A 22,922-nucleotide genomic window follows, 5' to 3' on the forward strand; every position below is an offset into this window, starting at 1 on the left:
GTGACAGGTGACAGGTGACAGGTGACAGGTAAAGAAAGAACGTCATTCCGAGCGGAGCGAGGAATCTCGCCAGTGTGGTAGACAATGCCACTCCAACGTCAGCACGCGAGATTCCTCGCTCCGCTCGGAATGACGTTCTCATTTCACCACCCACCCCATCACCCCATCACCTCATAACCTACCTTTACACCATGAACCTGCACAACCCTGCCACCGACCTGCCTGCCGCTAATGCTTTGCCTGTGCCTTCTGCCGGCGAGCCGGTGGGCACGCCGGCGCAGCAGGCTTTTCGGGCGGCGGTAGCGCAGGTGGAGGGGCTGCGGCAGCGCCTGCGGGAGTTGCAGGAGGAGCAGAAGGACGCCCGGCGGCGCTACTGGCAGCAGGTAGGTCCCGCGGCCCGGGCGGTAGTGGAAGCGCGGCAGGCGCTATTTGCGCCGCTGGAAGAAGCGTTGCTGCTGAGCTACTTCAGCCGCCTGGAGGAGCAGCAGATTACGGCTCTGCTGGTGGGCAATGCCCGGGCCCTGCAGAACCGCTTCGGGGAAGATGCCGCCGACATCCTGCGCAAATACGCCCCCCGCCGCCGCGCCGCCGATGCCGACGACGACGATGCCGACGACGACGATGCCGACGACGACGATGAACAGCAGCCCCAGGAGCCGAAAGAAGCCGCCGAGCCGACAGACAGCAGTTTGCCGCCGCACGAGCAGGCCGCGGCGCAGGCACGCAACCGGCGCAAATCGAAGACCGAAAAAGCGCAGGAAGCAGCCGAAAAAGCTGCCCGTCAGGCCCAGCAGGAGCTGCTTTCCAACACCAAAACCCTGTACCGCCAGCTGGCCCGCACCCACCACCCCGACCTGCAGCGCGACCCGGAGGCCCAACAGGTCAAAACGGCCCTCATGCAGCGCATCACAGAGGCCTACGAAACCAATGACCTCTACACGCTGCTGCAGCTGCTCTCCGAAGCCGCCCCCACCGACTCCACCGACGACACCCTGCTTGCTCGCCACACCCAAGCCCTGCACCAGCAGCAACTGGAGCTCAAGCAGCAGCTCAACGAGCTGAAATTCGGCGACAACGGTTTCATGGGCAGCACCGGCAAGAAGCGCGAGCAGGAAATCCGCCAGCTCAAGCGCCAGCTGCGCGCCGAAACCGACTACCTGCACCATATCGGACAGCTGATACGGGAGCCTGAAGGCCTGCGCGACGTGCTGCGCGAGCTGGCCGCCGCCGGCCACGATACGGTGTAGCTTGGCTACACACAGCCAGTAGCGCGAACTTTGTAGTTCGCGCCCCAGAACGAAATCATCCAAACGGCGCGGGGACGCGAACTACAAAGTTCGCGCTACGGCCCGTTTGCGTGGCAGCTAACCCAGAAACTCCACCACCTGCTGCAGCACGGCCGGGTCGCGCATGATGCGGTTGTGGCCCAGGCCGGTGGTGGGGCGAAAATCCAGGGAGGGCCAGCTGGCGGCAATGGCTTCAGCCTCGGCGAACGGGATACTGGCGTCGGCGTGGTCGTGGAGCAGCAGGGCGCGGCCGACGGGCAGCTGGAGGCCCATGTGCAGCAAACTGAAGCTCTCCGCGTCGCGGCCGTGCTGCTCGCGCACGTGGCGGGCTATGCGGGCCATGACGGCCGGGCGCAGCTGTAGCAGCGCGGCAAACCGCTGGGCCACCGCCGTGGTGCTGGCTGGCACCGCCAACAGCACCAGCCGCGGCAGCTGCCCGCCGGTGGCCTGGTTGAAGCGCACCGGAATACCCGCCACGGCCGCCCCACCGAAGGAGTGCGCCACCACGCCGTACACCTCGCCCACCGCATCGGCTACGGCCTGCACCGCCGCCCCAAAGGCCGGCAGCGTGGTGCGCGTGCCCGACGAAGCACCGTGCGCCGGCCCATCCAGCGCCACCACCCGGAAGCCGGCCGCCACCAAGGGCCGCACCATGGCGCCCCAGAAGCTGGCCCGGTGCTCCCAGCCGTGCACCAGCAGCATCGTGCGCGTGCCGCCGGGGTTCCACTCGTAGGCTGCCACTTGGCTACTGCCCACGGGCACCCAGAATTGCCGGGCATCGGCCAATGCCGCCGCTTCCCACTTCTTGGTAGGCAGCGGGCGGGGCGTGGTGAACAGGCGCCACGCCTGCCGAAACGCCCACTCCGTGGACAGCGCCGACAGCAGCCGGAATTTCAAACGCATCAGCCCGATACCGGGCGGCAGAGACGGCGAAACGGCCGTAGCAGAAGAGGAAACAGGCATTGTAGGCATTCAGTCAAACTGGCGGCAAGCTAGCGAACCGCCGGGCATTCGGCGTAGAGCAGCAGGACCTCGGCCAGCGGGCTAACCGGCAAATCCAGGAACCGGACTCCGTAGCGCAGTTCCGTGGGGCTTTCCACCGAACGGCGGCCCAGCGCTATTAGGCGGTACAGCCGTTGGGCATTGCGCTGGTCGTGGAGCGCCACGGCGTCGGCGAAGGCAAAGGCGTTGGCAGGCATACTGTAGCCGAGCACCAGCGGGCCGCTGTCTATGTCGCCGGTGCTGGTGTTGTAGGCGCCGGCCCGCTCCCGGTACAGCCGCAGCACACCCAGGTTGGTGCTGAAATGCTGCTGGTACAGCTGATACTGCTGCCGGGCAAATTTGGGGTCGAAGCGAGCCAGAAACCAGATGCTCCAGCCCACCATCGAGCCCCGCGCTTCTTCCTGCGGCCGGCCCTGCGCATCCACCTGCGAGGCAAGCACGCCGGTTTTGGGGTCGAGGTAGTGCCGGCGGGCCCGCGCCACCCAGCGCTCAGCTGCCATGCGGTAGGGGCTCCCGCTAAGCTGGCTGTGCAGCGCCAACGACGCCAGCGCCACCGTGTTGTCGGGCACCCAGCGCCGCCCAACATACGACTCCAGGCAGCCACTTGGCGCCTGAGCGTAGCGCCGGTACAGCGCCCCCGAAAGCGTATCGTGCAGGCCGGCGTAGGTGGTAGTGGGGTCGAGTTGCCGAAGGCAGCCCAGCATCAGGTTGAGGTGGCCCAGGTACAGCACTGAGCCAGTTGTGTCGATGGGGCTGGCCGCGGTAGCTAGCGGCTCGAAGGTGCCGCGGATGGGTGGCTGCAGCACCTGCGCAACGGCCAGCGCCACATAGCGCGCTGCTTCTGGCCGCAGCGCCGGCTGCTGCTCTGCCCGGCTGGCCAGCGCATACGCTGTGAAAGAAAGAGAGAAGAGCGCCCATTCCGGGTTCTGGCTGTTGATACTGGCCAGGTCGGTGCCAACGCCCGCGCCCTCCTCAATAACTTGCTCCAGATACCGCACACGCTTGTTCAGCTCCGCGTCGGCGGGGGGCTGATAGTTCTGCCAGCTCAACAGCACGAAGCCGATCAGCAGCAGAAACCCCAGCAGCAGCCGGGGCCTTGTAGTTAAGTTCGTGAAGTAGTCTGAGAAGCGCATATATCTGCTGCCTACCCGTCCAGCCGTGCCAGCAGCTCCTCCACCTGCCGCTCAAGCCGCGTCACCCGGTCCTCAATGCGCGACGGCGGGCGCAGGTGCGTGGTAAACACCGCCTTCACTTCCCAGATTTCCAGCGCCTGCTCCAGGGCAAATTCCTGTGCGCCGTAGTCGGGGTTGTCGGCACGGAGCCGGAGCACGTTGGCGGGCAGCCGCTCGGAGAGGCGGCGCACCAGCAGGCTGTTTTGCGTAACGAAGGCGTAGATGCGGCCCGGCCGCAACGTGGCCGTGGCCTTGTCTACGCGGCAGCACAGCACCACGTCCTGGTGGCGCAGGCCCTGCTGCTGGTGCTGCATTTCGGCCCCCACAATCTCGAAGGCCCGGGTGGCCGGCCCCAGCTGGTGCGGAAACGTGAGTGGCGGCAGCGCGTCGATGAAAGCGGTGTTGTGGTGCTGCACGATGTACTCGAGCAGGCGGTCGGCGGGCACGAAGGGGGTGAGCCGGGCCAGCCGGTCGGCCGTGGCGGCAACTGGTGTGGCGGGTGCTTCGGGGGCCGCTTCCTGCCGGAAAATATCAAAGTGGTAGAGCTCGTTTACGGTCAGCTCTTTCGTAAGTAGCAAGTCTACGGACAAGCCAAAATGATGAGCAATCTGGATCAGCGTCTCCATTTTTGGCTCAGACCGGCCTTCCTCATACGCCCCCACGCTGGGCCGGGCCAAGCCAAACAGCTCGGCAAAAGCGGCCTGACTCAGCTTTTTGACGGTTCTGATCTTGCGAATGTTCTTCCCTACGTACGACATGAGGCAAAAATATTTTCTGCTCAAAACTTGAGCCTATCTCAAACTTTGAGTACACTTGTATCGTAAAGCTAGCACATATTCCCGATGACCGTTTTTCAGTCCGCTATTTTTTTGAGCCATTAGAATAACGCTCCTCCTGCACTGCGCGACAGGCTGCTTCCCGATACTGCTTACCTTCTGGCCGGTTTTCTCCTCCTTCCTTCTGCTTACGCTATGGCCAACTCCTACTTCTATACCATTCAGAATTACCTGCTGGAGCTTGACTTCGATATTCGCCACCAGGATGAGGCCAACAATCTGCTGGTAGTAAGCAAGCCGGAGCTGGGCATCGAGCATTTGGTGCTGGGCTGCGGCGAGCCGCTGCTGATTCTGGAGCAGTACCTGCTGGAGCTGCCCGCCCCCAGCTGCGACATCTACCAGCGGCTACTGCAGAAAAACCGCGACATCATCCACGGGGCTTTCGTGCTGGACGAAACGGGCCGCAAGGTCATCTTCCGCGACACGCTGCAGCTGGAGCACCTCGACCGGCCCGAGCTGGAGGCCGTTTTCAACTCGCTGGGGCTGCTGCTCAGCGAGTTCAGCGACGAGTTGATTGCGTTTTCGAAACCGGGTTCTGAGGACGCCTAACTGTCAGGCTAACCTGACTGTCATGCTGAGCGGAGCCGAAGCATCTCTACCGCTTCGTTGCAATGGTAGTTAGACAGTCAGAGGTAGAGATGCTTCGACTACGGCTGCGCACCCTGGCTCGATACGCCGCATGCTCAGCATGACGATCGGTGCGACGGTCCGCGCAGCATGACGTTCTGATGTTCCTCAACACCTTATAAACTCCCAACAGCCATGAACCTCTTCAACCGCATCTTCAAAATCGGGCAGGCCGAAGCGCATTCGGCGGTCAACCAGTTCGAGGACCCTATCAAAATGACCGAGCAAGGCCTGCGCGACCTACGCCAGGACTTGGACAAGGCCCTGCACGCGCTGGCGGAGGTGAAGGCTCTGGCCATCCGCAGCCGTAACGAGGCCGAAGCGGAGCGCAGCCGCGCCCTCGACTACGAAAACAAGGCCGTGTTGCTGCTCCAGAAGGCCCACCGCCAGGAGCTGGAAGCCGCCGAAGCCGACCGCCTCGCCACGGAAGCCCTGCTCAAGAAAACCCAGCACGAAGCCCAGGCCGCCCGCGCCACGCAGGAACAGCAGAAGTTTGAGGCCTCAGCCCAGCAGCTCGACCAGAACGTGCAGCAGCTCAAAAGCACCATCTCACAGTGGGACAACGAGCTGAAAACCCTGAAAGCCCGCGTGACGGTGAGCACGGCCACCAAAACCATCAACCAGCAGCTGGCCCAGCTGGATTCGTCGGGCACGGTGGCGCTGCTGGAGCGCATGAAGGACAAGGTGGCCACCGAGGAAGCCCTGGCCGAATCGTACGGGCAGATTGCACAGGAAAGCAAATCTATCGACCAGGAAATCGATAAGGCGCTGGGCAAGGACGGCAGCGGCCAAGCCTCCGCCGATTTGCAGGCTTTGAAGGCCAAACTGGGGCTGGGGTAAATTCCCATTCAACATCTTCGGCACTGGCGTCCTACCCCTCTTTCTATTCTGCCCATGACCGAACTTCTACACGCTGCCGTTTCGCCGCCCAACCTGCTGCCGACTGGCCTGCTGGTATTCGTGCTGCTCTATTGGCTGACGGTGCTGCTGGGGGTGCTCGACTTCAAGACCATCGACGTGGATACCGACCACGCCGGGCACCTGGGCACTGATGGCCACGCCGCGCCCGATACGGCCCATGCGGGCGTGAGCTGGCTGAACCACGCGCTGGCATTTTTCAACCTGGGCCGGGTGCCGCTAATGGTGTTCGTGAGCCTGGTGGCGCTGCCGTGGTGGGTGGGCAGCATCCTGCTGAATTACTACCTGGGCAACACATCGGGGCTGCTGGGGCTGGCACTGCTGATGCCGCTGCTGCTGGGCAGCCTGCTGGTGGGCAAGGTGCTGACCACGCCGTTTGTGCGGCTGTTTGCGGCCATGGAGCACAACCACGACAGCGGCGCGCAGCCGCTGGGCAAAGTCTGCACGCTGCTGCTGCCCGCCAGCCAGGAGCAACTGGGCCAGGCCAGCGTGCCGCAGCGCGCCGGCGCGCCGCTGGTGCTCAATGTGCGGGCCGCCTCAGCCGCCACCGAGCTAAAAAAAGGCGACACGGCCCTGATAATAGACTACGATGCCGCCCGCCGCTGCTACCTTGTGGAGCCCTATGACGCGCCCTGAACGCGGCTCAGAGTGGTGCCCAATGTAGAGACGCGACACTTCGCGTCTCGTCGCTGAACGACCCGGAACCACGCCACCAACCAACGTCAGCAACGACGAGACGCGAAGTGTCGCGTCTCTACATCGGTCAATACAAGCTCTTAACATCCTGCTCCTGCGCGGCAGCTACCCATATTTTTCTCTTTCTTTCTCTCGATTTGCCTCTACTCCTACTCCTTACCTCCATGCTGGAACAACTCTCTCTTGCGGTGCTGGTCATCGTCGCCGTTCTTATTCTGGGCTTTATTGCCATTGTGGCCCGCATGTATAAAAAGGCCGTGCAGGGCGAGGCCCTAGTGCGCACGGGCATGGGCGAAACTAAGGTATCGTTCAGCGGCATCTTCATTGTGCCGGTGTTGCACAAGTTGGAGGTGATGGACATCAAGCTCAAAACCATCATCATCCAGCGGGCCGGCTCCGAGGGGCTGGTGTGCAAAGACAACCTGCGGGCCGATGTGAAGGTGAACTTCTTCGTGCGCGTCAACAAAACCCACGACGACGTGCTGAACGTGGCCCAGAGCATCGGGGCACACCGCGCCTCCGACCCGCTGGCCCTGGAAAACCTCTTCGACGCCAAGTTTTCGGAAGCCCTCAAAACTGTGGGCAAGCACTTCGATTTTATTGAGCTGTACAACTCCCGCGAGCAGTTCAAGCAGGAAATCCTGCGCATCATCGGCACCGACCTCAACGGCTACGTGCTCGACGACTGCGCCATCGACTACCTGGAGCAAACCCCGCTCACGGCCCTGAACCAGGACAACATTCTGGACGCCGAGGGTATCAAGAAGATTATTGCCCTGACCTCGGAGCAGAAAATCCAGGCCAACTCCATCCAGCGCGAGCAGCAGAAAACCATCAAGAAGCAGGACGTAGAGGCCCAGGAAACCATTCTGCAGCTGGAAAAGCAGCTGATTGAAAACCAGGAAAAGCAGAAGCGGGAAATTGCCAACATCAAGGCTCGCGAAAACGCCGAGGCGGCCAAGGTGCAGCAGGAAGAAACCCTGAAATCGGAGAAGGCGCGCATTGCCACCGAGGAAGAAGTGGGCATTGCCGAGCAGAACCGCGACCGGCAGGTGCTGGTGGCCGAGCGCAACAAGCAGCGCACCGATGCCGTGGAAACCGAGCGTGTAGCCCAGGCCAAAGCCCTGGAAATAAACGAGCGGGAGCGGATTGTGGCCCTGGCCCAGATTGAAAAGGAGAAGGCCCTGGAAGAAGAGAAAAAGAACATCCAGACCATTATCCGCGAGCGAATCACGGTGGAAAAGGCCACGGTGCAGGAAGAAGAAAAAATCAAGGATACCCGCGCCCAAGCCCTGGCCGAGCGCGAAAAGCTGGTGGCCCTGACGGCCGCTAAGCAGCAGGCAGAAGCCGCTACCGTCACGCTGGTAGGCAACGCCGACATGGAGCGCCAAGCCGCCGAGTTCCGCGCCAAGCAGGCCCTCATTGATGCCGAAGCCGAGAAGGCCGCCGCCGAGTTCAAGGGCCAGGCCATCCGCACGCTGGCCGAAGCCGAAGCCAGCAAGGCCACGGCCGTAGGCCTGGCCGAAGCCCAGGTGATGCAGGCCAAAGCCACCGCCCGCCAGAAAGAAGGCGAAACCGAGGCCGCCGTACTCCAGCTCACCGCCGCCGCCGAGGCCCAGGCCATCCAGGCCAAAGCCGGTGCCCAGGCCGAAGCCGACGAGAAGCTGGGCTTAGTAGCCGCCAAAGTGAACCGCGAAAAAGGCCAGGCCGACGCCGACATCATCCAGTTCCGCGCCGACGCCGACCAGAAGAAGGGTCTGGCCGAAGCGGCCGTATCGGAGCAGAAATTCGCGGTGGAAGCCAAGGGCATCGAAGCCAAGGCCGACGCCATGAAGAAGCTCGACGGCGTGGGCAAAGACCACGAGGAATTCAAGCTGCGCCTCGACAAGGACAAGTCGGTGGAGCTGGCCCAGATCAACATCCAGAAGGACATTGCCGCCTCCCAGGCCGGCGTCATCGGCGAGGCCCTCAAGGCTGCCAAAATCGACATCGTGGGCGGCGAAACCATGTTCTTCGACCAGATCATCGGCTCCATCACCAAGGGCAAGATGATTGACCGCACGGTACACAACTCCGAAGTGCTGGGCACCGTGAAGGACGCCTTCTTCTCCCAGGACGGCGGCGGCGACTTCAAAGCCAACCTGCGCCGCTTCGTGGACCAGTTCGGCCTGAGCTCGGAGGACATGAAGAACCTGAGCGTCTCGGCCCTGCTGCTGAAGATGATGAACCAAGCCGGCGACGACACCACCCGCGCCACCATCACACAGCTGGCCAGCACGGCTGTGGCGCTGGGCATCGGAGACAAGCCGGCGCGGATGCTGTAACCTCTAGTCGCCTCACCCCCTAGCCCCCTCTCCGAAAAGGAGAGGGGGAACTAGCTTCTATTTTCTTGGAGCCACAGAATATTGGCCTATAAATCAGGCTCAACTTGGCGTGAAAAGTATCTACTTCCTCTGTGGCTCATTCTTCATAGGGCTTACTATTCTCCTTTTACCGCAGAAATTAAAAGAATGGGAAGTAGCGCGGGCTGACCATTTAGTACAGGTCAGAATACATCAGTTTCCTAGCGACTGTGGTATCACGAGCAAAGCAAAACGATGGATGCGTATCGAATATCGGAGTCGTATTTACTCAAAGCAAATAAGCCATGGTGACTGTATATCATTGGAAGGAAGGCAACATATCTTGATGAAGCATCTCTCTAAATACCCCGAAATATTCTTGTTTCAAAAAGATACTGGGGTTCTTGAGGTGATAAGCGGTGCCGCCCTATTTACGTTTGGACTTTTCTGCATTGGCACCGGCATTTGGGCCATTCTGACTAAGAAATAGCAGGTTTCACTCCATAGCTGCCGTTTTGCCATCATCAACCACCCCTAGCCCCTCCTCATCTGAGGAGGGGAACTAGTTTTTAGCGCTGGCTACCTGCTCATGCAAGCTCCCGATTCCACCACTCCCCCCAAAATGACCCGTCGGCAAGCTGTGGGTATCACAATTGCACTGGCTTTCTGTATTGCCCTTTTTGCCGGTCTTATTTACTTCATAAGAGCGGATAGAGCCGAAAAGCGCGCGGCTATCCTAAAAAATCCGGGGTACGCTACGGGCATCATTACCCGAGTCAGAAGGTACAAGAGCCGGCGTGTATCCGTGCGGTATACTGTGGGCGGCGTGGAGCATTTGCTTCGGGCACGGGTGTCCAGAAACTTTTTGCGCACCCACGCCAAAGGCGACACTACCGCCGTCATCTACGCTAAATCTGATCCAGCTAATGCTATCCTGAAGGCCCGGTTGCGGTCCTCCCGAAACTAATTAGCCGTTTTTTCTCCCTGCAAGGGTCTGTGCCTTGCCCTCCTATGGAAGCCCAAGCTACCCAACTCGAAACCGGCACCTACGAAATTCTGCGCAACCGCCTGCTCAAAAGCAGCACCGACCTGCGCCAGCGCCTCGATACCCTCAACGCGGAGCGCAAGCAGGTGTTCGGGGCCGTGGATACGCGCCTGCTAGGCACCGGCCGCATCAGCACCGAAAACAACTGCGTGGCCTGGGACATGGTGCCGGTGGGCCAGCGGTTCATTTTCGGCTACAACGTGGTGCTGGGGCTGAAGGCGGAGCCGGATCTGGCCGACGTGTTTGGGGTGTACGAGTACACCGGGCACGAATTTCATCCGCTGGGGCTGGAGCTGCTGCAGCACCCGCAGTTTCTGGAGGAGTTCCGCAACCTCTACCGCTACTACAAGAACACCCAGTTCGTGAAGTTCGCCGTCATTGGCGTGCACCTGTTCATGGTGTTTCGGGTGGGCAAGAGTGCGTCGGATGTAAAGACGTTTAAGTGGCTGATCCAGGGCGACACGCTCACCTACCTCGACAACCGCTCCGACCACGAGTACACCTTCCCGCCCCAGCACGAGTTCCAGTGGAAGCGCGCCACCCGCGACATGCAGCGCGGCGGCAAGCACCCCCACATCAGCATCGAGGACAAGGTGTTCGTGGAAACCGTAGGCGGGGATTTGACCATCAAAATCGAGGACAACACAAGCACTGGCCAGGGCATTCTGAGCGAGCCGGTCGATGACAAAGACCAGACCCTCGACGACTCGGAAATCTACTACGCGGTAGTCGGCAACCTGATTCTGCTCAAAATCCGGCCCTACCAGGAGCAGCAGTACCGCCACTTCATCTTCAACCACCGGCTCAAAACCGCCCAGCGCCTCGACGCCCTGGCCGATGCCTGCGTGCTGCTGCCCGACGGCCAGGGCCTGATTTTCCCGCACGGTTTCTACCTGCAAACCGGCGACAACAAGCTGTTCGACAACGGCCTGCGCGAGATGCTGTTTGAGAAGCGCGTGGTGTCGCCGAACGGGGAGGATTTCCTGTACGTGTTCTTCAACAAAGACCACGGCACCTACCTGCTGCTGAGCTATAACCGCATTGCCCAGCGCGTGGACAACCCCATTGTGTGCCACGGCTACGCTTTGTTTGAGAACGGCGAGCTGTGCTACTTCCGCGCCGACGACGAGCCCAAGAAGCACCACGCCGTGCAAATCTGGCAGACGCCCTACACCGCCCCCGATTTCCAGCTGCCCGTCACCTCCGACTCCTACCTCTACAAGCTGGGCAACAAGGAGATTGTGCGGGCCATGAGCGAGGTGCAGGAAGTGCTGACCCTCGCCGGCAAAGACGACAGCTACGCCGGCCTCTACCTCGACCTGATCCGCCAGACCACTGCCCTCACCGACGCCTACCACTGGCTGCGCGAGCCGGCGGCCCAGGCCCTGGCCGAGCCTCTGGCCGAAATACGCCAGACGGCCACGGCGGCCGTGGAGGAGTTCGAGAAGGTGCAGAGCATCCGCAAAAACACGGCCCAGCAAACGGCCGCCGTGTTTCAGAAAGCCGACGAGCTGACCGGCCGCATCCGCCGCTCAGCGCCCGATACCGTCACGGAGTTTGTGCAGCTGCTGGGCGAATTGCGCGGGGTGCGGGGCGAGGTTATTTCGCTGAAGGAGCTGCGCTACGTGGAGTTGCCGGCCGTGGAAAAGCACGCCCAGGACCTGGAAGCCCTGAGCAAGGAAGTGGCGCTGCAAACCGTGGACTTCCTGCTCCGGCCCGATGCCCTCCTGCCCTACTCCCAGCGCGTGCAGGCCATTGCCGACGGCGTAGAGCAGGTGCAGAAAACCATCGAGGCCGACCAGCGCGAGCAGGAAACCGCCGCCGTGGCCCAGGAGCTGGAGCTGCTGATTGAGGTGGTGAGCAACCTGCCCATCCCCGACCCCACCCAGACTACGGCCATCATCGACAACATCTCGACGGTGTACGCCCGCTTCAACCAGATTCGGGCGGCGCTGAAGAGGCGACGGCAGGCCCTGGCCGGCACCGAGGCCCAGGCCGAATTCACGGCCCAGCTCAAGCTGCTGGAACAGGCCCTCACCAACTACCTCGACCTGGCCGACACGCCCGCCAAGTGCGACGAGTACCTCACCAAGCTGATGGTGCAGCTGGAAGAGCTGGAAGGTAAATTCCCCGACTTCGACCAGTTCATCGAGCAGCTCACCACCCGCCGCGAGCAGGTGGTGGAAGCCTTTGAGTCGAAGAAAACGGCCCTGGTGGCGGCCCGCAACCAGCGCGCCACGGCCCTGCTGCAAAGCGCGGAGCGGCTGCTGAAAGCGGTGCAGAGCCGCGTCAGCCGGCTGGAATCAGTGGCCGACATCAACGGCTACTTTGCCGCCGACGTGATGGTGGAGAAAGTGCGCCAGACCGCGCAGGACCTGCTCAGCCTCGGCGACTCGGTGAAGGCCGACGACGTGCAGAGCCGCCTGAAAACCCTGCGCGAAAACGCCGTGCGCCAGCTCCGCGACCGGGCCGACCTGTTCGCCGACGGCGGCCAGACCCTGCGCTTCGGTACCCACGCCTTCACCGTGAACACCCAGCCCCTGGAACTGACTGTGGTGCTGCGCGACGGCGACCTGCACTATCACCTCACCGGCACCAACTTCTTCCAGAAGATAACCGACCCCGCCCTGTTGGCCTCCCGGTCCGTGTGGGAGCAAACCGTGGTATCAGAAAACCAGGACGTGTACCGGGCCGAGTTTCTGGCCTGGCGCATCCTGGAGGCCGCCCAGCACCCCGCCCCCGCCAACTCCGAGGCCGGCCGGCCCGCCGTGTTGTCGGTGCCCGAGCTAACCCACCTCAGCCCCGCCGAGCTGCTGGCTTACGCGCAGCAGTTCATGGCCGCGCGCTACCAGGAAGGCTACCTCAAAGGCGTGCACGACCACGACGCCGCCCTGCTGCTCACGGCCCTCGTCCGCCTCACCCGCACGGCAGACTTACTACGCTACCCGGCCGATACCCGCGCCGCAGCCGCCCTCTACTGGCTCCGCTTCGCCGACCCCGACCAGCGCGCCCACTGGGAGCGGCAGCTGCAGGGCATCGGCGTGCTGCTCCAGGTATTTCCCGATTCCCAGGAGTTCGACCAGCTGAAGGCCGAGCTGCAAACCGCCGTCGAAACCTTCGCTGCCCAAACTAACCTGTTCACGCCAGAACAGGTGCAGGAAGCCGGCGACTACCTGTTCCACGAGCTGACCCACACCGGCAGCTTCATCATCTCCCAAGAAGCCGCCGACCTGCACCAGCAGTTCCAGAAGCAGTTGCAGGACCGCCACGCCACCGACCTCTTCCAGCAGTCCATAGCCCAACTCCAGGACCAGCCCGTAGCGCAGTTCCAGCTGGTGCGGCAGTGGGTGCAGAGCTGCCTCACCCCCCGGCCCCCTCTCCTTCAGAGAGAGGGAGCCACAGCGACACGGGAAATTCTGCCCACTCCACAGGTAACATCGGACCTACAATCGTCAGGCTCCCCCTCTCTGAAGGAGAGGGGGCCGGGGGGTGGGGTCCTCGAAACCGCCGTCCTCCTGCTCACCCACACCTTCGACCCCGCCCGCGTCGTCCACACGCCCACCACCGAAACCCTCGAAGGCTTCCAGGGCACCCACCCGCGCATCATCACGAACAGCGAGAACCAAACAACGAAAAACGAATACCACCTCAACTTCCCCGAGTTCCGCCGCCGCCTGCTGCACTACGACCGCGCCACCGTGGCCCAGTTCGAGCAGTTTCAGGAGACGAAAAAGCAGCTGCTGGCCCGGGCGGCCGAAGACCTGCGCCTGGAGGATTTCCGGCCCCGCGTACTCACGTCATTCGTGCGCAATCAGCTGATTGACAAAGTGTACCTACCCATCATCGGGGCCAACCTGGCCAAGCAGATCGGGACGGCCGGCGAGGGCAAGCGCACCGACCTGATGGGCCTGCTGCTGCTGATTTCGCCGCCCGGCTACGGCAAAACCACCCTGATGGAGTACGTGGCCAACCGCCTGGGCCTCATCTTCATGAAAATCAACGGCCCGGCCATCGGGCACGCCGTCACCAGCGTCGACCCCGCCCAGGCCCCCAACGCCGGGGCGCGGCAGGAGCTGGAGAAGCTGAATCTGGCCTTCGAGATGGGCGACAACGTGATGATTTACGTCGACGACATTCAGCACTGCCACCCCGAGTTTCTGCAGAAGTTCATCTCGCTCTGCGACGCCCAGCGCAAGATTGAGGGCGTGTACCAGGGCCACGCCCGCACCTATGACTTCCGCGGCCGCAAGGTGGCCGTGGTGATGGCCGGCAACCCCTACACTGAAAGCGGCGACGTATTCCAGCTGCCCGACATGCTGGCCAACCGCGCCGACATCTACAACCTCGGCGACATCCTCACGGCCGGCTCCGAAGACGCCTTCCGCCTCTCCTACCTCGAAAACGCCCTCACCAGCAACACGGCCCTCGCCCGCCTCGCCACCCAAAGCCCCCAGGACGTGCCCGCCCTCATCCGCCTCGCCGAAACCGGCCAGCAGGACGGCCTCAGCTTCGAGGGCAACCACTCGCCCGAGGAGCTCAACGAGTACGTGGCCGTGCTCGGCCAGCTGCTGCGCCTGCGCGACGTGGTGGCCCAAGTAAACGCCGCCTACATTGCCAGCGCCGCCCAGGCCGACGCCTACCGCACCGAGCCGCCGTTCAAGCTGCAGGGCTCCTACCGCAACATGAACAAGCTGGCCGAGAAAGTCCGCCCCGTCATGAACGACCAGGAAATAACGGACCTGCTGGCCGCCCACTACGAAAGCGAAGCCCAAACCCTGACCAGCGCCACCGAAGCCAACCTGCTTAAGCTGCGCGAGCTACTCGGCTGGCTCACCCCCGAGCAAGCCGCCCGCTGGCAGCAAATCAAGCAAACCTACCTCGACAACCTCCGCCACTCCGGCCCCGCCCAGCTCCTGCAAATGCTCGAGAAACTGGAAAACATTGCCGGCGGCCTCAGTGGCATCCGGGAGGCGCTAAAACGCGAGTAAGAACGAACCCAGAACGTCATGCTGAGCCTGTCGAAGCATCTCGCGTGCTGACGTTGCCAAACTAACTGTCATGCTGAGCTTGCCGAAGCATCTCGCGTGCTGACGTTGCCAAACTAACTGTCATGCTGAGCTTGCCGAAGCATCTCGCGTGCTGACACTAGTTTAGTAATCAAACGTCAGCACGCGAGATGCTTCGGCAAGCTCAGCATGACGTTCAATAATTAATCAATTACGACCCTATGTATGTCTACATCCTCACCAATCCGGCGCACACTGTCCTCTACATCGGCATCACCAACGACTTGCCACGACGCCTGCACGAGCATAGCAATGGTCTGGGCGATGCGGGCAAATTCACGGGCCGCTATCAAACCAACCTACTGATCTATTTCGAACTATGCCCTGACCCCACCCAAGCCATAGCCCGCGAAAAGCAGCTAAAAGGTTGGACCCGGGCCAAAAAAGAAGCCCTGATAGCCGCCTTCAATCCGACCTGGACCACTATCGACCCCGCTACCTGGTCAGACGACTTATAGTCGCAGCCGCCTAAGCGGCATCCGCGAGTCCCTGAAACAGGAATAAGCACGAACCCAGCACGTCATGCTGAGCTTGCCGAAGCATCTCGCGTGCTGACGTTGCTAAACTAACTGTCATGCTGAGCCTGCCGAAGCATCTCGCGTGCTGACGTTGCCAAACTAACCGTCATGCTGAGGCGCAGCCGAAGCATCTCTACCGCTTCATACCATACGCCCCCATACTTGCATCAGCGGGCTGACCACCAGCTCCGCGCAACAACGCAGCACCTACTAAAAACCAGCAGCCTCTACCAATTCGTCAGGCAGCCGGCTCAGCGCCCCTTCAGCCAGCGGAATTTCCACGGTAAACACGCTGCCTTTGCCCTCCACGCTGCTCACCGACAGCGTGCCTTCGTGCCACTCCACGATAGTTTTGCAGAGCGACAGTCCCAGGCCAATGGTTTCCTCGCCCCGCAGGCCCAGCCGCCGGGCCCTGGTAAACCGCTCGAACACGTGCGGCAGCATGGCCGCCGGAATCCCGATACCGTCGTCGGCTACCTGCACCCGCGCCCGGTCCGGCAGCCCCGTTACGGTCACTTGCACGTAGCCTTCGTCGCGGGTGAACTTCATGGCGTTGCTCACCAGATTGATAACCACCTGCGTGAACTTGCTCACGTCCAGGTTCACGTACACCGCCTCGGCCGGCAGCGAATACGTGAAATGGTGCCCCAGCAGCTTATAGCCGAGTTGCAGCTGCGCCAACGGGCCGCGCATGATGTCGCCCAGGTCCACCCGATCCACCTTCAGGTTGGTGGCCACGGCCGCCGTAAATTCGAGGTTGATCAGGTCGCGAATCATTTTCACGCTCTCCCGGCTGGTGTTCTCCAGCATGGTAAGCATCTGCGCGACCTGGGGCTGGACCGCCTCCGGCAGCTCTTCGCGCAGGTATTGCGCCAGCTGTTCCACCATGATAAAGGCCCCGCTCGCGTCGTGCGAAAGCACCTCCAGCGTCACATTTTTGCGGCTGTTGAACAAGTCCGAATTGGCCTGGTGGTGCTTGGCCGCACTGATATCGTGCAGGGTACAAACCAGTAGCGGGCCACCGGCTTCGCCCACGTGGTAATAGGGAATGGCCGCAAACCACTGCGCCGACTCGCCCACGCGCTGCAACCGGACCTCGATTTCACTTAGCTGCTCGCCCCGCATCCACCGCGCCCAGTGCTCGGCCAGGTAGGCCTGGTCGTCGGGGTGAATGCGGGCCAGCAAAGCGGGGAGTTCGGCATTGACGCCGGCATTGGTGCCCAGCAGCACCGGCCCGTAGGCCGCATTCACGAAAACCACCTGCCCGGCGGCTATGTCGTACACGAACTGCACCTGGGTGCTGGCCTGCACCTGGGCCATGAAAAGGGAAGGAAAATCAAGCATGACACAGGATATAGAGAAACGTCACTATAGACTTGGTTAGAACGACAGCCAGCCGTAAACAACTGAACCTGAAGGCAGGATGCGGCTTGCTGGCCCAATTGAGCAGTTTATCCCCGGTGCCGTACTTCCATTACCGGCCCCGCCCTTGCCACTGGCGCCCAACCGCCCTACCTTGCTCACCCCGACAACTCCTCTTCCGCATGGGCAAGCACTACCCCGCCATCAGCGCCGACATTCAGGCCTTTATCGAGCAACAGCACCTGTTCTTCGTGGGCACCGCCGCCGCCGATGGGCGCGTCAACATCTCCCCCAAGGGCCAGGACACCCTGCGCGTGCTCGACGCCAACCGCGTGGCCTGGCTCAACCTGACCGGCAGCGGCAACGAAACCGCCGCCCACCTGCTGGCCCTCAACCGCACCACGCTCATGTGGTGCGCCTTCGAGGGCCGGCCCACCATCCTGCGCCTCTACGGCACCGCCACCACCTACCACCCCCGCGACGCCGAGTGGGCCACCCTGCTCCCGCTGTTCCCGCCCCTGCCCGGTGCCCGCCAGATTCTGGTCGTCGACGTAGACCTGGTGCAAACCTCCTGCGGCATGGCCGTCCCCTTCCTCGACTTTCAAGCCGAGCGCGACGAGCTAAACAACAGCATGGCCAAGCGCGGCCCCGAGCAGGTAGCGCAGTACTGGCACACCCGCAACACCCGCAGCCTCGACGGCAAGCCCACCGGCATCTGAGCCGGACCAGCGGCATGGGCCCGCAACCAGTGCGCCGCCCGCTAACAGCCAATCAAACACCCCTCCCCCAACCTCCTCCGCCACTCCGGCCCTGCCCAGCTCCTGCAAATGCTGGAGAAACTGGAAAACATAGCCGGCGGGTTGAGTTGCATTCGGGGGACGTTGAAACGGTCTTTGTCAAGGTGACTTAACTCCAAGCAGCCTCGCTATTTTCCATATTTCAGCTGAATATTATCACCGTTTTTTATTTTTATGCTTTTTTATTTTCAGTAATGATGCATTTGCATTTGGTATATACTTAGAATTTCCTTTACTAACACCCAAGTCAATTGACTTAGTATTCTTAATGCTTTTTTCGAAATCAAGCATTTCTATTTTAAATATATCATTGATATTAGAATCATAAAAATTGTCTATTATTTTCCATACAACAGAATCGGCACTACTAACAAATTTTCGTTTTTCTACATAAGACCCATTAAATTCCAGCTTAGATTCGGGCGCAACAACCATGGATTCAATTACTAAATTATTGAAACCAAGTGCATAGTCAGCCAATACTTTAACTTCGAATATTAAATTATTGTTTGACAAATAACTTTTAGCACCAATATCGGTTTTATACAGTATTCCTACACCAACAGCAACAAACAAGATACCAGAAACACTAATTATATCATTGCTATTTTTAAATAAAAAAAATTGCTGTATTTCAGAAAATAATAAATCACTCTCAATTGACACTTCACCTATAATATATCTTGGATTAGCAAAAGCTATTGCTTCGTTAATTTCTTTTATTTTTTCTTTAAAAATTAAATAAAACAAATTCCTAAACTCGTTTTTCTCTTTTAGGAATATTATTAATCCCTCAGGACTTATTCCTTTTATTGGAGCATAATGCTCAGACACAAAGCCACCTAGTGTACTGTAAAAAGAAAACTTTTTGTCTAAAACATTATACTCCATTAAATCTTCAATTAGATGTTCATGAAGATCATTCCTAGTAGCGTCTAAACTAATAGATTTTGTGGATTGAGTATTTTTCTTATCAAGCCCAAATGCTTTGCTATCGTTACTAATAAAGACAAGTTCAGTATCATTAGCACCAAGCACTCCTGACATAAAATCTAGAACTGTCTCCCATACTAAGCTATCCTTAAATTCTCTCTCACTTGTGCCATTAAACGGCCTTCTTTTAGCCATAGACCGTTTTGCAAGTCTAGCTGTAAACTCACCATGACTAATAACTTTAAAGTTATCATACCCAAACTGTCTTTGCAACCATGTCAAATAGCGTTGTCCTTCAGCATCATAATCAAGATTTACTATCTTTAGTACAGGTGTATCAACCAATATAGAACCAAACAACTTGCTATTGTCTTCGTAGTTTTTATGCTTTGTTTTTAAGGCATTTACATAATTATTCAATACTTCATCCCATACTATTTGAGGAACGTATATTCTTGCATTAGTTCGTCTTACATATTCTAAAAATGCTGTCGAATCAGCATTTCTAAACATCCAGTCGGAGTATACAATATTAGTATCTATTATTATTTCCATTTTATTCTTTCAAGGCTATACTATTGAGTTAGCCACTATAATACGAACAAGTTGCTTCTCTATCCTAAACTGTACTCGATAAGTTGTATCAAGTAGGTGTCTTACACACTAATAATGCTCAGCCTCTACATCACACTCCCCTTCTGGCGCGAATTTAGTTCGGCGTAACTTGTAACCAGCTAGAATGTTGCGCTTTCACTGCCGCCCCAGCAACAAACCGATACCGCCCCAAAACAAAGAAAGGCCCCGCCGCAACCGCGCCGGGGCCTTTCTCATGCCCAATAATCGTCAGGCTCCCCCTCTCCACGGGAGAGGGGGCCGGGGGGTGAGGCCCCTACCGCACCACCCAGCGCCCTTCCCCATCCAGCTGCTCCTGCACCACCAGCAGGTAGGGCGCATCGGCCGCCCCCAGCTTGCTGTAATCCGGCAGATGCACCTCCGCCTTGTTCTTCACCACCAGCCCCTGCCCCGCTTCCGGCAGCGCCGCCGGGGTGGCCGCCGTGTAGTAGCGCAGCGTCAGGCCCCGGCCACTGCGGTTGCCCAGCATGGGCGCCACCACGCCCGCCTCGCGCCGGTCGTACACCAGCGCCGGCTTGCCCGGCAGCGTCGCGCCCCGGTACTCCGGCACCCGCCGCGCCGCCGTCCGCACAATGCGCCGCACCGCTTCGTATTGCAGCACCAGCTCCGGCTGGGCCAGCTGCTGGGCCTTCACAAACGGGTCCAGTTGGGTTTCCAGCAGCTCCGAGGCCGCCAGCACCAGCTCCGGCAGCGTCTCGGTGGCCGCCTTGGTGCCCGTCTCAATCTGCCGCGCCTCGCCCTGCGTGGCCAGCAGCTCCGCTAGGTCGGTTTGCAGCGTCTGGCGCACCTGCGGGTCGTAGCCCGCATCGGCCAGCTCCGATTCGTCAATGGTGCCCACTGCCGCATCCACCTTCCGGTCCCGCGTCACGCCCGTCGTGGAGTGGTCTTGGGCCGCGGCCACCGCCTCAATGCGGGCCACCAGCGCCGCCAGCGCATCACGGCCCTGTGCAATTTTCTTAATTACCACCAGCGGCACGCCCGCTTCCGCAAAGAAGCGCAGCACCGCCGCATACATCGTCACCTGGTTTTGTTGTTTGGTAGTCATAAATAAGCGTAAAGGAGTAAATGAAGGATTTCCGGCCGGTCAGAGCCAGCGGCAAAATCTACTATTTTTTTATATAACAAAACATCTATACTACATTAGCCACCCTCTTATCTTACCATATCCTCGATTCCCCCAGCTGCCACTTGGCATCTGCCACTTACCAGACAGCATCCACCGCCTGCCAGGTAGCATCTTCTGCTTGCCAGACGTCATCCACCGCCTGCCAGACACCATCTTCTGCTTGCCAGACGTCATCCACTGCCTGCCAGATAGCATCCACCACTTGCCAGCTAGTATCCACTGCCTGCCAGTTATCATCCACTGCCTGCCAGATAGCACCTACCGATAAGCACAGGCCACTACCCAGGAAAACCACGCCGCCTCCAAATCCACTACCGCCGCCGTTACCGTACCTTGTAGCCCCTTTCTCTGCCAACACCGCACAACGCCTTTTTTCGGCGCTCTATGATTCTACGCTTACTCGATATCCGGGCCCAGTATGAGCCCGACCTCCACCTGCTCCGCTTTCAGTGGCACCCCACGCAACCCGGCCTCCGCCACTTCCGGGCCAGCATGAACCGTGTAGCCCAACTCGTGGAGCAGGGCACCGTCCACAGCGCTATCCTCGACCTGCACCAGCTCCCCAACCTCGGCCTGGAAGAGCAGTTCTGGCTCACTACTACCTGGCTGCCGCGCGTGTCCGTGCCCGCCATCCAGCAGATTGCCCTCGTGCTGCCCACCAGCAACATGTACAACCAGATGGTCGTGGAAAGCCTCATCCGCGTCAGCCGCCACTTCATCCACTACGACATCCAGTTCTTCGCCAACATCGAAAGCGCCCTCGACTGGTCGCTTGGCGACGCCCGCGCCTCCGCCCTGCCCCAGCTTCAGCACGCCTGGCACCACGCCCCCGCGCCGCCCCAGCTCCAGCCCGTTCCTGTTTCTATAGCGAGCTAAGCCCCCATGGAGACGCAATATCTTGCGTCTCGTAGTTGCTGACGTTGTTTAGCTCCCTCAGTTCGCCTCAGTCGCTCAACGCCAAGACGCGAAGTGTCGCGTCTCTACAACCGCCCACCGTCGTCTGGCTCCTCTCTCCACGGGAGAGGGGACCGGGGGGGTGAGGCCGCAAAATGCAGCGGCTCCTACCCGAGCGGACAGCGTGGATTCAACCGAACCCATCGATTCTTAGCCGGCAGCAAACGCCACGATGGCAATAAACACCGCCAGCAGCACCCCAAACACCACCTGACCCATCCGGCCGAGACGCTTGAAGAAGCGCACCACGGCCCCATCATCGGGCTTGGCCTCAAATAATTTCGGGGTTTCCAACGTGCGCTGCGAAGGCGCTTCCGCCTCTATCTCGGCGCGGCGAGTGCGCTTCTGCTGCCACTGATCAGCGCCCGTGTTGTGCGCCTCATCGGGGGTGAAATCTTCTTCCGGGATAGTATTTGCCATCCTTATCGTACGACCACCCAGCCTGTTTGAGTTGCATCTGCCCCCCACAGGCGTCCCCAGCCCCCATCTGACGCAGGTTTTGCGCCCCCTACTTCCCCCAAGCCTCCACACCCCTCCGAAACCCTTCCATCTTCCCTTATCCCGCTTCCCTAGTCATAGCCAACAAAACCCCGTCCCGCCCGCTGTCGTCTGGCTCCCCCTCTCCACCGGAGAGGGGGCCGGGGGGGTGAGGCCACTCGTTGCCCAACGTCATCAGAAGAAGACTAAGAGTGAGGCCCTATTCTCCCGATCTATTCCTATCCTTGCGGCCGCCTTTCCCCTGCTGATCCGCCATGACCCACTACCTCCTCATCAACTGCCCCGACGAGCCGGGCCTGGTGTACCGCATCACCGAAGTGCTCTACCGCCACGGCCTCAACATCCTGCGCAACGGCGAGTTCGTCGACCGCCACGACCACCATTTCTTCATGCGCACCGAGCTCGAAGGCCCCTGCGAGCCCGCCCGCCTGCTCGCCGACCTGCAAACCGCCCTGCCCCACGCCACCATCCGCCTCCGCGACGACCGGCCCCGCCGCATCGTGCTCATGGCCACCAAAGAGCACCACTGCCTCTCCGAGCTGCTGCTGCGCCACTTCTTCGGCCAGTTGCAGGCCCAGGTGCTGGCCGTCATCAGCAACCACGACAACCTGCGCAACCTCACCGAGCGCCTCGGCGTGCCCTACCACTACCTCAGCGCCGAAGGCCTCTCCCGCGAAGCCCACGAAGCCGCCGTGCTCCAGCAAATCGACGCCTACGACCCCGACTACGTGGTGCTGGCCCGCTACATGCGCATCCTCTCGCCCGAGTTTGTGGCCCACTTCCCGGCCCGCCTCATCAACATCCACCACAGCTTCCTGCCGGCTTTTGTGGGGGCCAGCCCCTACGCCCAGGCCTACGCCCGCGGCGTCAAAAGCATCGGCGCCACCGCCCACTTCGTCACCGACCAGCTCGACCAGGGCCCCATCATCACCCAGAGCGTCATCCCCACCGACCACACCCACAGCGCCCTCGACATGGCCCAGGCCGGCCGCGACGTCGAGAAAATCACCCTGGCCCGCGCCCTCACCTTGGTGTTCCGCGAGCAGGTCTTCGTCCACCGCAACCGCACCATCGTCTTCGAATAGACAGGCGAGAGCAGCACTGCCAATGG

The 22,922-nt window shown here is 60.4% G+C and carries 20 protein-coding genes; 12 read left to right on the forward strand and 8 right to left on the reverse strand.

The genetic code is table 11. The features are described from left to right. Positions 1-191 precede the first annotated feature (191 nt). Complete coding sequence (locus O9Z63_RS09770) at positions 192-1,247, forward strand: hypothetical protein (protein ID WP_270129143.1); 1,056 nt, start codon at positions 192-194, stop codon at positions 1,245-1,247. 117 nt (positions 1,248-1,364) lie between these two features. On the opposite strand, the gene O9Z63_RS09775 is transcribed toward O9Z63_RS09770, so the two are convergent. From O9Z63_RS09775 to O9Z63_RS09785, 3 genes are read right to left on the reverse strand one after another with little or no spacing between them, the layout of a single operon-like run. Further along, positions 1,365-2,249 carry an alpha/beta hydrolase gene (locus O9Z63_RS09775; protein ID WP_270129145.1) on the reverse strand — a complete coding sequence of 295 codons (885 nt, stop codon included), beginning with the start codon at positions 2,247-2,249 and terminating at the stop codon, positions 1,365-1,367. Positions 2,250-2,278: 29 nt separating this feature from the next. Then, positions 2,279-3,421 (reverse strand): hypothetical protein, encoded by a 1,143-nt coding sequence (locus O9Z63_RS09780; RefSeq protein ID WP_270129146.1) that lies wholly within the window; start codon positions 3,419-3,421, stop codon positions 2,279-2,281. A gap of 11 nt (positions 3,422-3,432) precedes the next feature. Continuing rightward, the gene (locus O9Z63_RS09785) at positions 3,433-4,218 is read right to left on the reverse strand and encodes an XRE family transcriptional regulator (protein ID WP_270129147.1); all 786 of its coding nucleotides are present in this window, start codon (positions 4,216-4,218) and stop codon (positions 3,433-3,435) included. A 213-nt stretch (positions 4,219-4,431) separates the two neighbouring features. Between O9Z63_RS09785 and O9Z63_RS09790 the strand changes: the two genes are divergently transcribed. The 8 genes from O9Z63_RS09790 (at position 4,432) to O9Z63_RS09820 (ending at position 15,448) form a co-directional block, all read left to right on the forward strand. Further along, a complete protein-coding gene (locus tag O9Z63_RS09790) occupies positions 4,432-4,845 on the forward strand; it encodes a type III secretion system chaperone family protein (protein WP_270129149.1) in 414 nt (137 codons plus the stop codon). A gap of 213 nt (positions 4,846-5,058) precedes the next feature. Then, the gene (locus tag O9Z63_RS09795) at positions 5,059-5,763 is read left to right on the forward strand and encodes a PspA/IM30 family protein (RefSeq protein WP_044017265.1); all 705 of its coding nucleotides are present in this window, start codon (positions 5,059-5,061) and stop codon (positions 5,761-5,763) included. Positions 5,764-5,817: 54 nt separating this feature from the next. Further along, entirely contained in the window at positions 5,818-6,477 is a 660-nt protein-coding gene (locus O9Z63_RS09800; RefSeq protein ID WP_270129150.1) for an OB-fold-containig protein, read from the forward strand. Between the two features lie 224 nt (positions 6,478-6,701). Beyond that, positions 6,702-8,861: a flotillin family protein gene (locus O9Z63_RS09805; RefSeq protein WP_270129151.1), complete on the forward strand. Its 2,160-nt coding sequence runs from the start codon at positions 6,702-6,704 to the stop codon at positions 8,859-8,861. 109 nt (positions 8,862-8,970) lie between these two features. Further along, on the forward strand, positions 8,971-9,369 hold the full coding sequence (locus O9Z63_RS09810) for a hypothetical protein (protein ID WP_270129153.1): 399 nt from the start codon (positions 8,971-8,973) through the stop codon (positions 9,367-9,369). Between the two features lie 132 nt (positions 9,370-9,501). Beyond that, positions 9,502-9,846, forward strand: a complete 345-nt coding sequence (locus O9Z63_RS21240) for a DUF3592 domain-containing protein (RefSeq protein ID WP_456298821.1) — start codon at positions 9,502-9,504, stop codon at positions 9,844-9,846. A gap of 44 nt (positions 9,847-9,890) precedes the next feature. Next, on the forward strand, positions 9,891-14,912 hold the full coding sequence (locus tag O9Z63_RS09815; RefSeq protein ID WP_270129154.1) for a DNA repair ATPase: 5,022 nt from the start codon (positions 9,891-9,893) through the stop codon (positions 14,910-14,912). Positions 14,913-15,151: 239 nt separating this feature from the next. Continuing rightward, complete coding sequence (locus O9Z63_RS09820; RefSeq protein WP_270129155.1) at positions 15,152-15,448, forward strand: GIY-YIG nuclease family protein; 297 nt, start codon at positions 15,152-15,154, stop codon at positions 15,446-15,448. 270 nt (positions 15,449-15,718) lie between these two features. On the opposite strand, the gene O9Z63_RS09825 is transcribed toward O9Z63_RS09820, so the two are convergent. Continuing rightward, positions 15,719-16,852, reverse strand: a complete 1,134-nt coding sequence (locus tag O9Z63_RS09825; RefSeq protein ID WP_270129156.1) for a PAS domain-containing sensor histidine kinase — start codon at positions 16,850-16,852, stop codon at positions 15,719-15,721. A gap of 200 nt (positions 16,853-17,052) precedes the next feature. Here O9Z63_RS09825 and O9Z63_RS09830 point away from each other — a divergent pair, with 200 nt between their 5' ends. Continuing rightward, positions 17,053-17,589 carry a pyridoxamine 5'-phosphate oxidase family protein gene (locus O9Z63_RS09830; protein WP_270129158.1) on the forward strand — a complete coding sequence of 179 codons (537 nt, stop codon included), beginning with the start codon at positions 17,053-17,055 and terminating at the stop codon, positions 17,587-17,589. Positions 17,590-17,823: 234 nt separating this feature from the next. On the opposite strand, the gene O9Z63_RS09835 is transcribed toward O9Z63_RS09830, so the two are convergent. The 3 genes from O9Z63_RS09835 to O9Z63_RS09845 all read right to left on the reverse strand — a co-directional run bounded on the left by O9Z63_RS09835 (position 17,824) and on the right by O9Z63_RS09845 (position 20,600). Beyond that, positions 17,824-19,155: a PIN domain-containing protein gene (locus O9Z63_RS09835; protein ID WP_270129159.1), complete on the reverse strand. Its 1,332-nt coding sequence runs from the start codon at positions 19,153-19,155 to the stop codon at positions 17,824-17,826. A 334-nt stretch (positions 19,156-19,489) separates the two neighbouring features. Further along, complete coding sequence (locus O9Z63_RS09840; RefSeq protein WP_270129160.1) at positions 19,490-20,278, reverse strand: hypothetical protein; 789 nt, start codon at positions 20,276-20,278, stop codon at positions 19,490-19,492. A 157-nt stretch (positions 20,279-20,435) separates the two neighbouring features. Next, the gene (locus O9Z63_RS09845; RefSeq protein ID WP_270129161.1) at positions 20,436-20,600 is read right to left on the reverse strand and encodes a hypothetical protein; all 165 of its coding nucleotides are present in this window, start codon (positions 20,598-20,600) and stop codon (positions 20,436-20,438) included. 143 nt (positions 20,601-20,743) lie between these two features. On the opposite strand from O9Z63_RS09845, the gene O9Z63_RS09850 reads away from it, so the two are divergent. Further along, positions 20,744-21,235, forward strand: a complete 492-nt coding sequence (locus O9Z63_RS09850; RefSeq protein WP_270129162.1) for a hypothetical protein — start codon at positions 20,744-20,746, stop codon at positions 21,233-21,235. A gap of 228 nt (positions 21,236-21,463) precedes the next feature. Here the strand turns inward: O9Z63_RS09850 and O9Z63_RS09855 are convergent, their stop codons facing one another. Further along, complete coding sequence (locus O9Z63_RS09855; protein WP_270129163.1) at positions 21,464-21,733, reverse strand: hypothetical protein; 270 nt, start codon at positions 21,731-21,733, stop codon at positions 21,464-21,466. A 332-nt stretch (positions 21,734-22,065) separates the two neighbouring features. Between O9Z63_RS09855 and purU the strand changes: the two genes are divergently transcribed. Next, a complete protein-coding gene (purU, locus tag O9Z63_RS09860; protein WP_270129164.1) occupies positions 22,066-22,896 on the forward strand; it encodes a formyltetrahydrofolate deformylase in 831 nt (276 codons plus the stop codon). The last annotated feature ends 26 nt before the right edge of the window (positions 22,897-22,922 follow it).

It is taken from the genome of Hymenobacter yonginensis (assembly GCF_027625995.1).
Taxonomy (GTDB): domain Bacteria; phylum Bacteroidota; class Bacteroidia; order Cytophagales; family Hymenobacteraceae; genus Hymenobacter; species Hymenobacter yonginensis.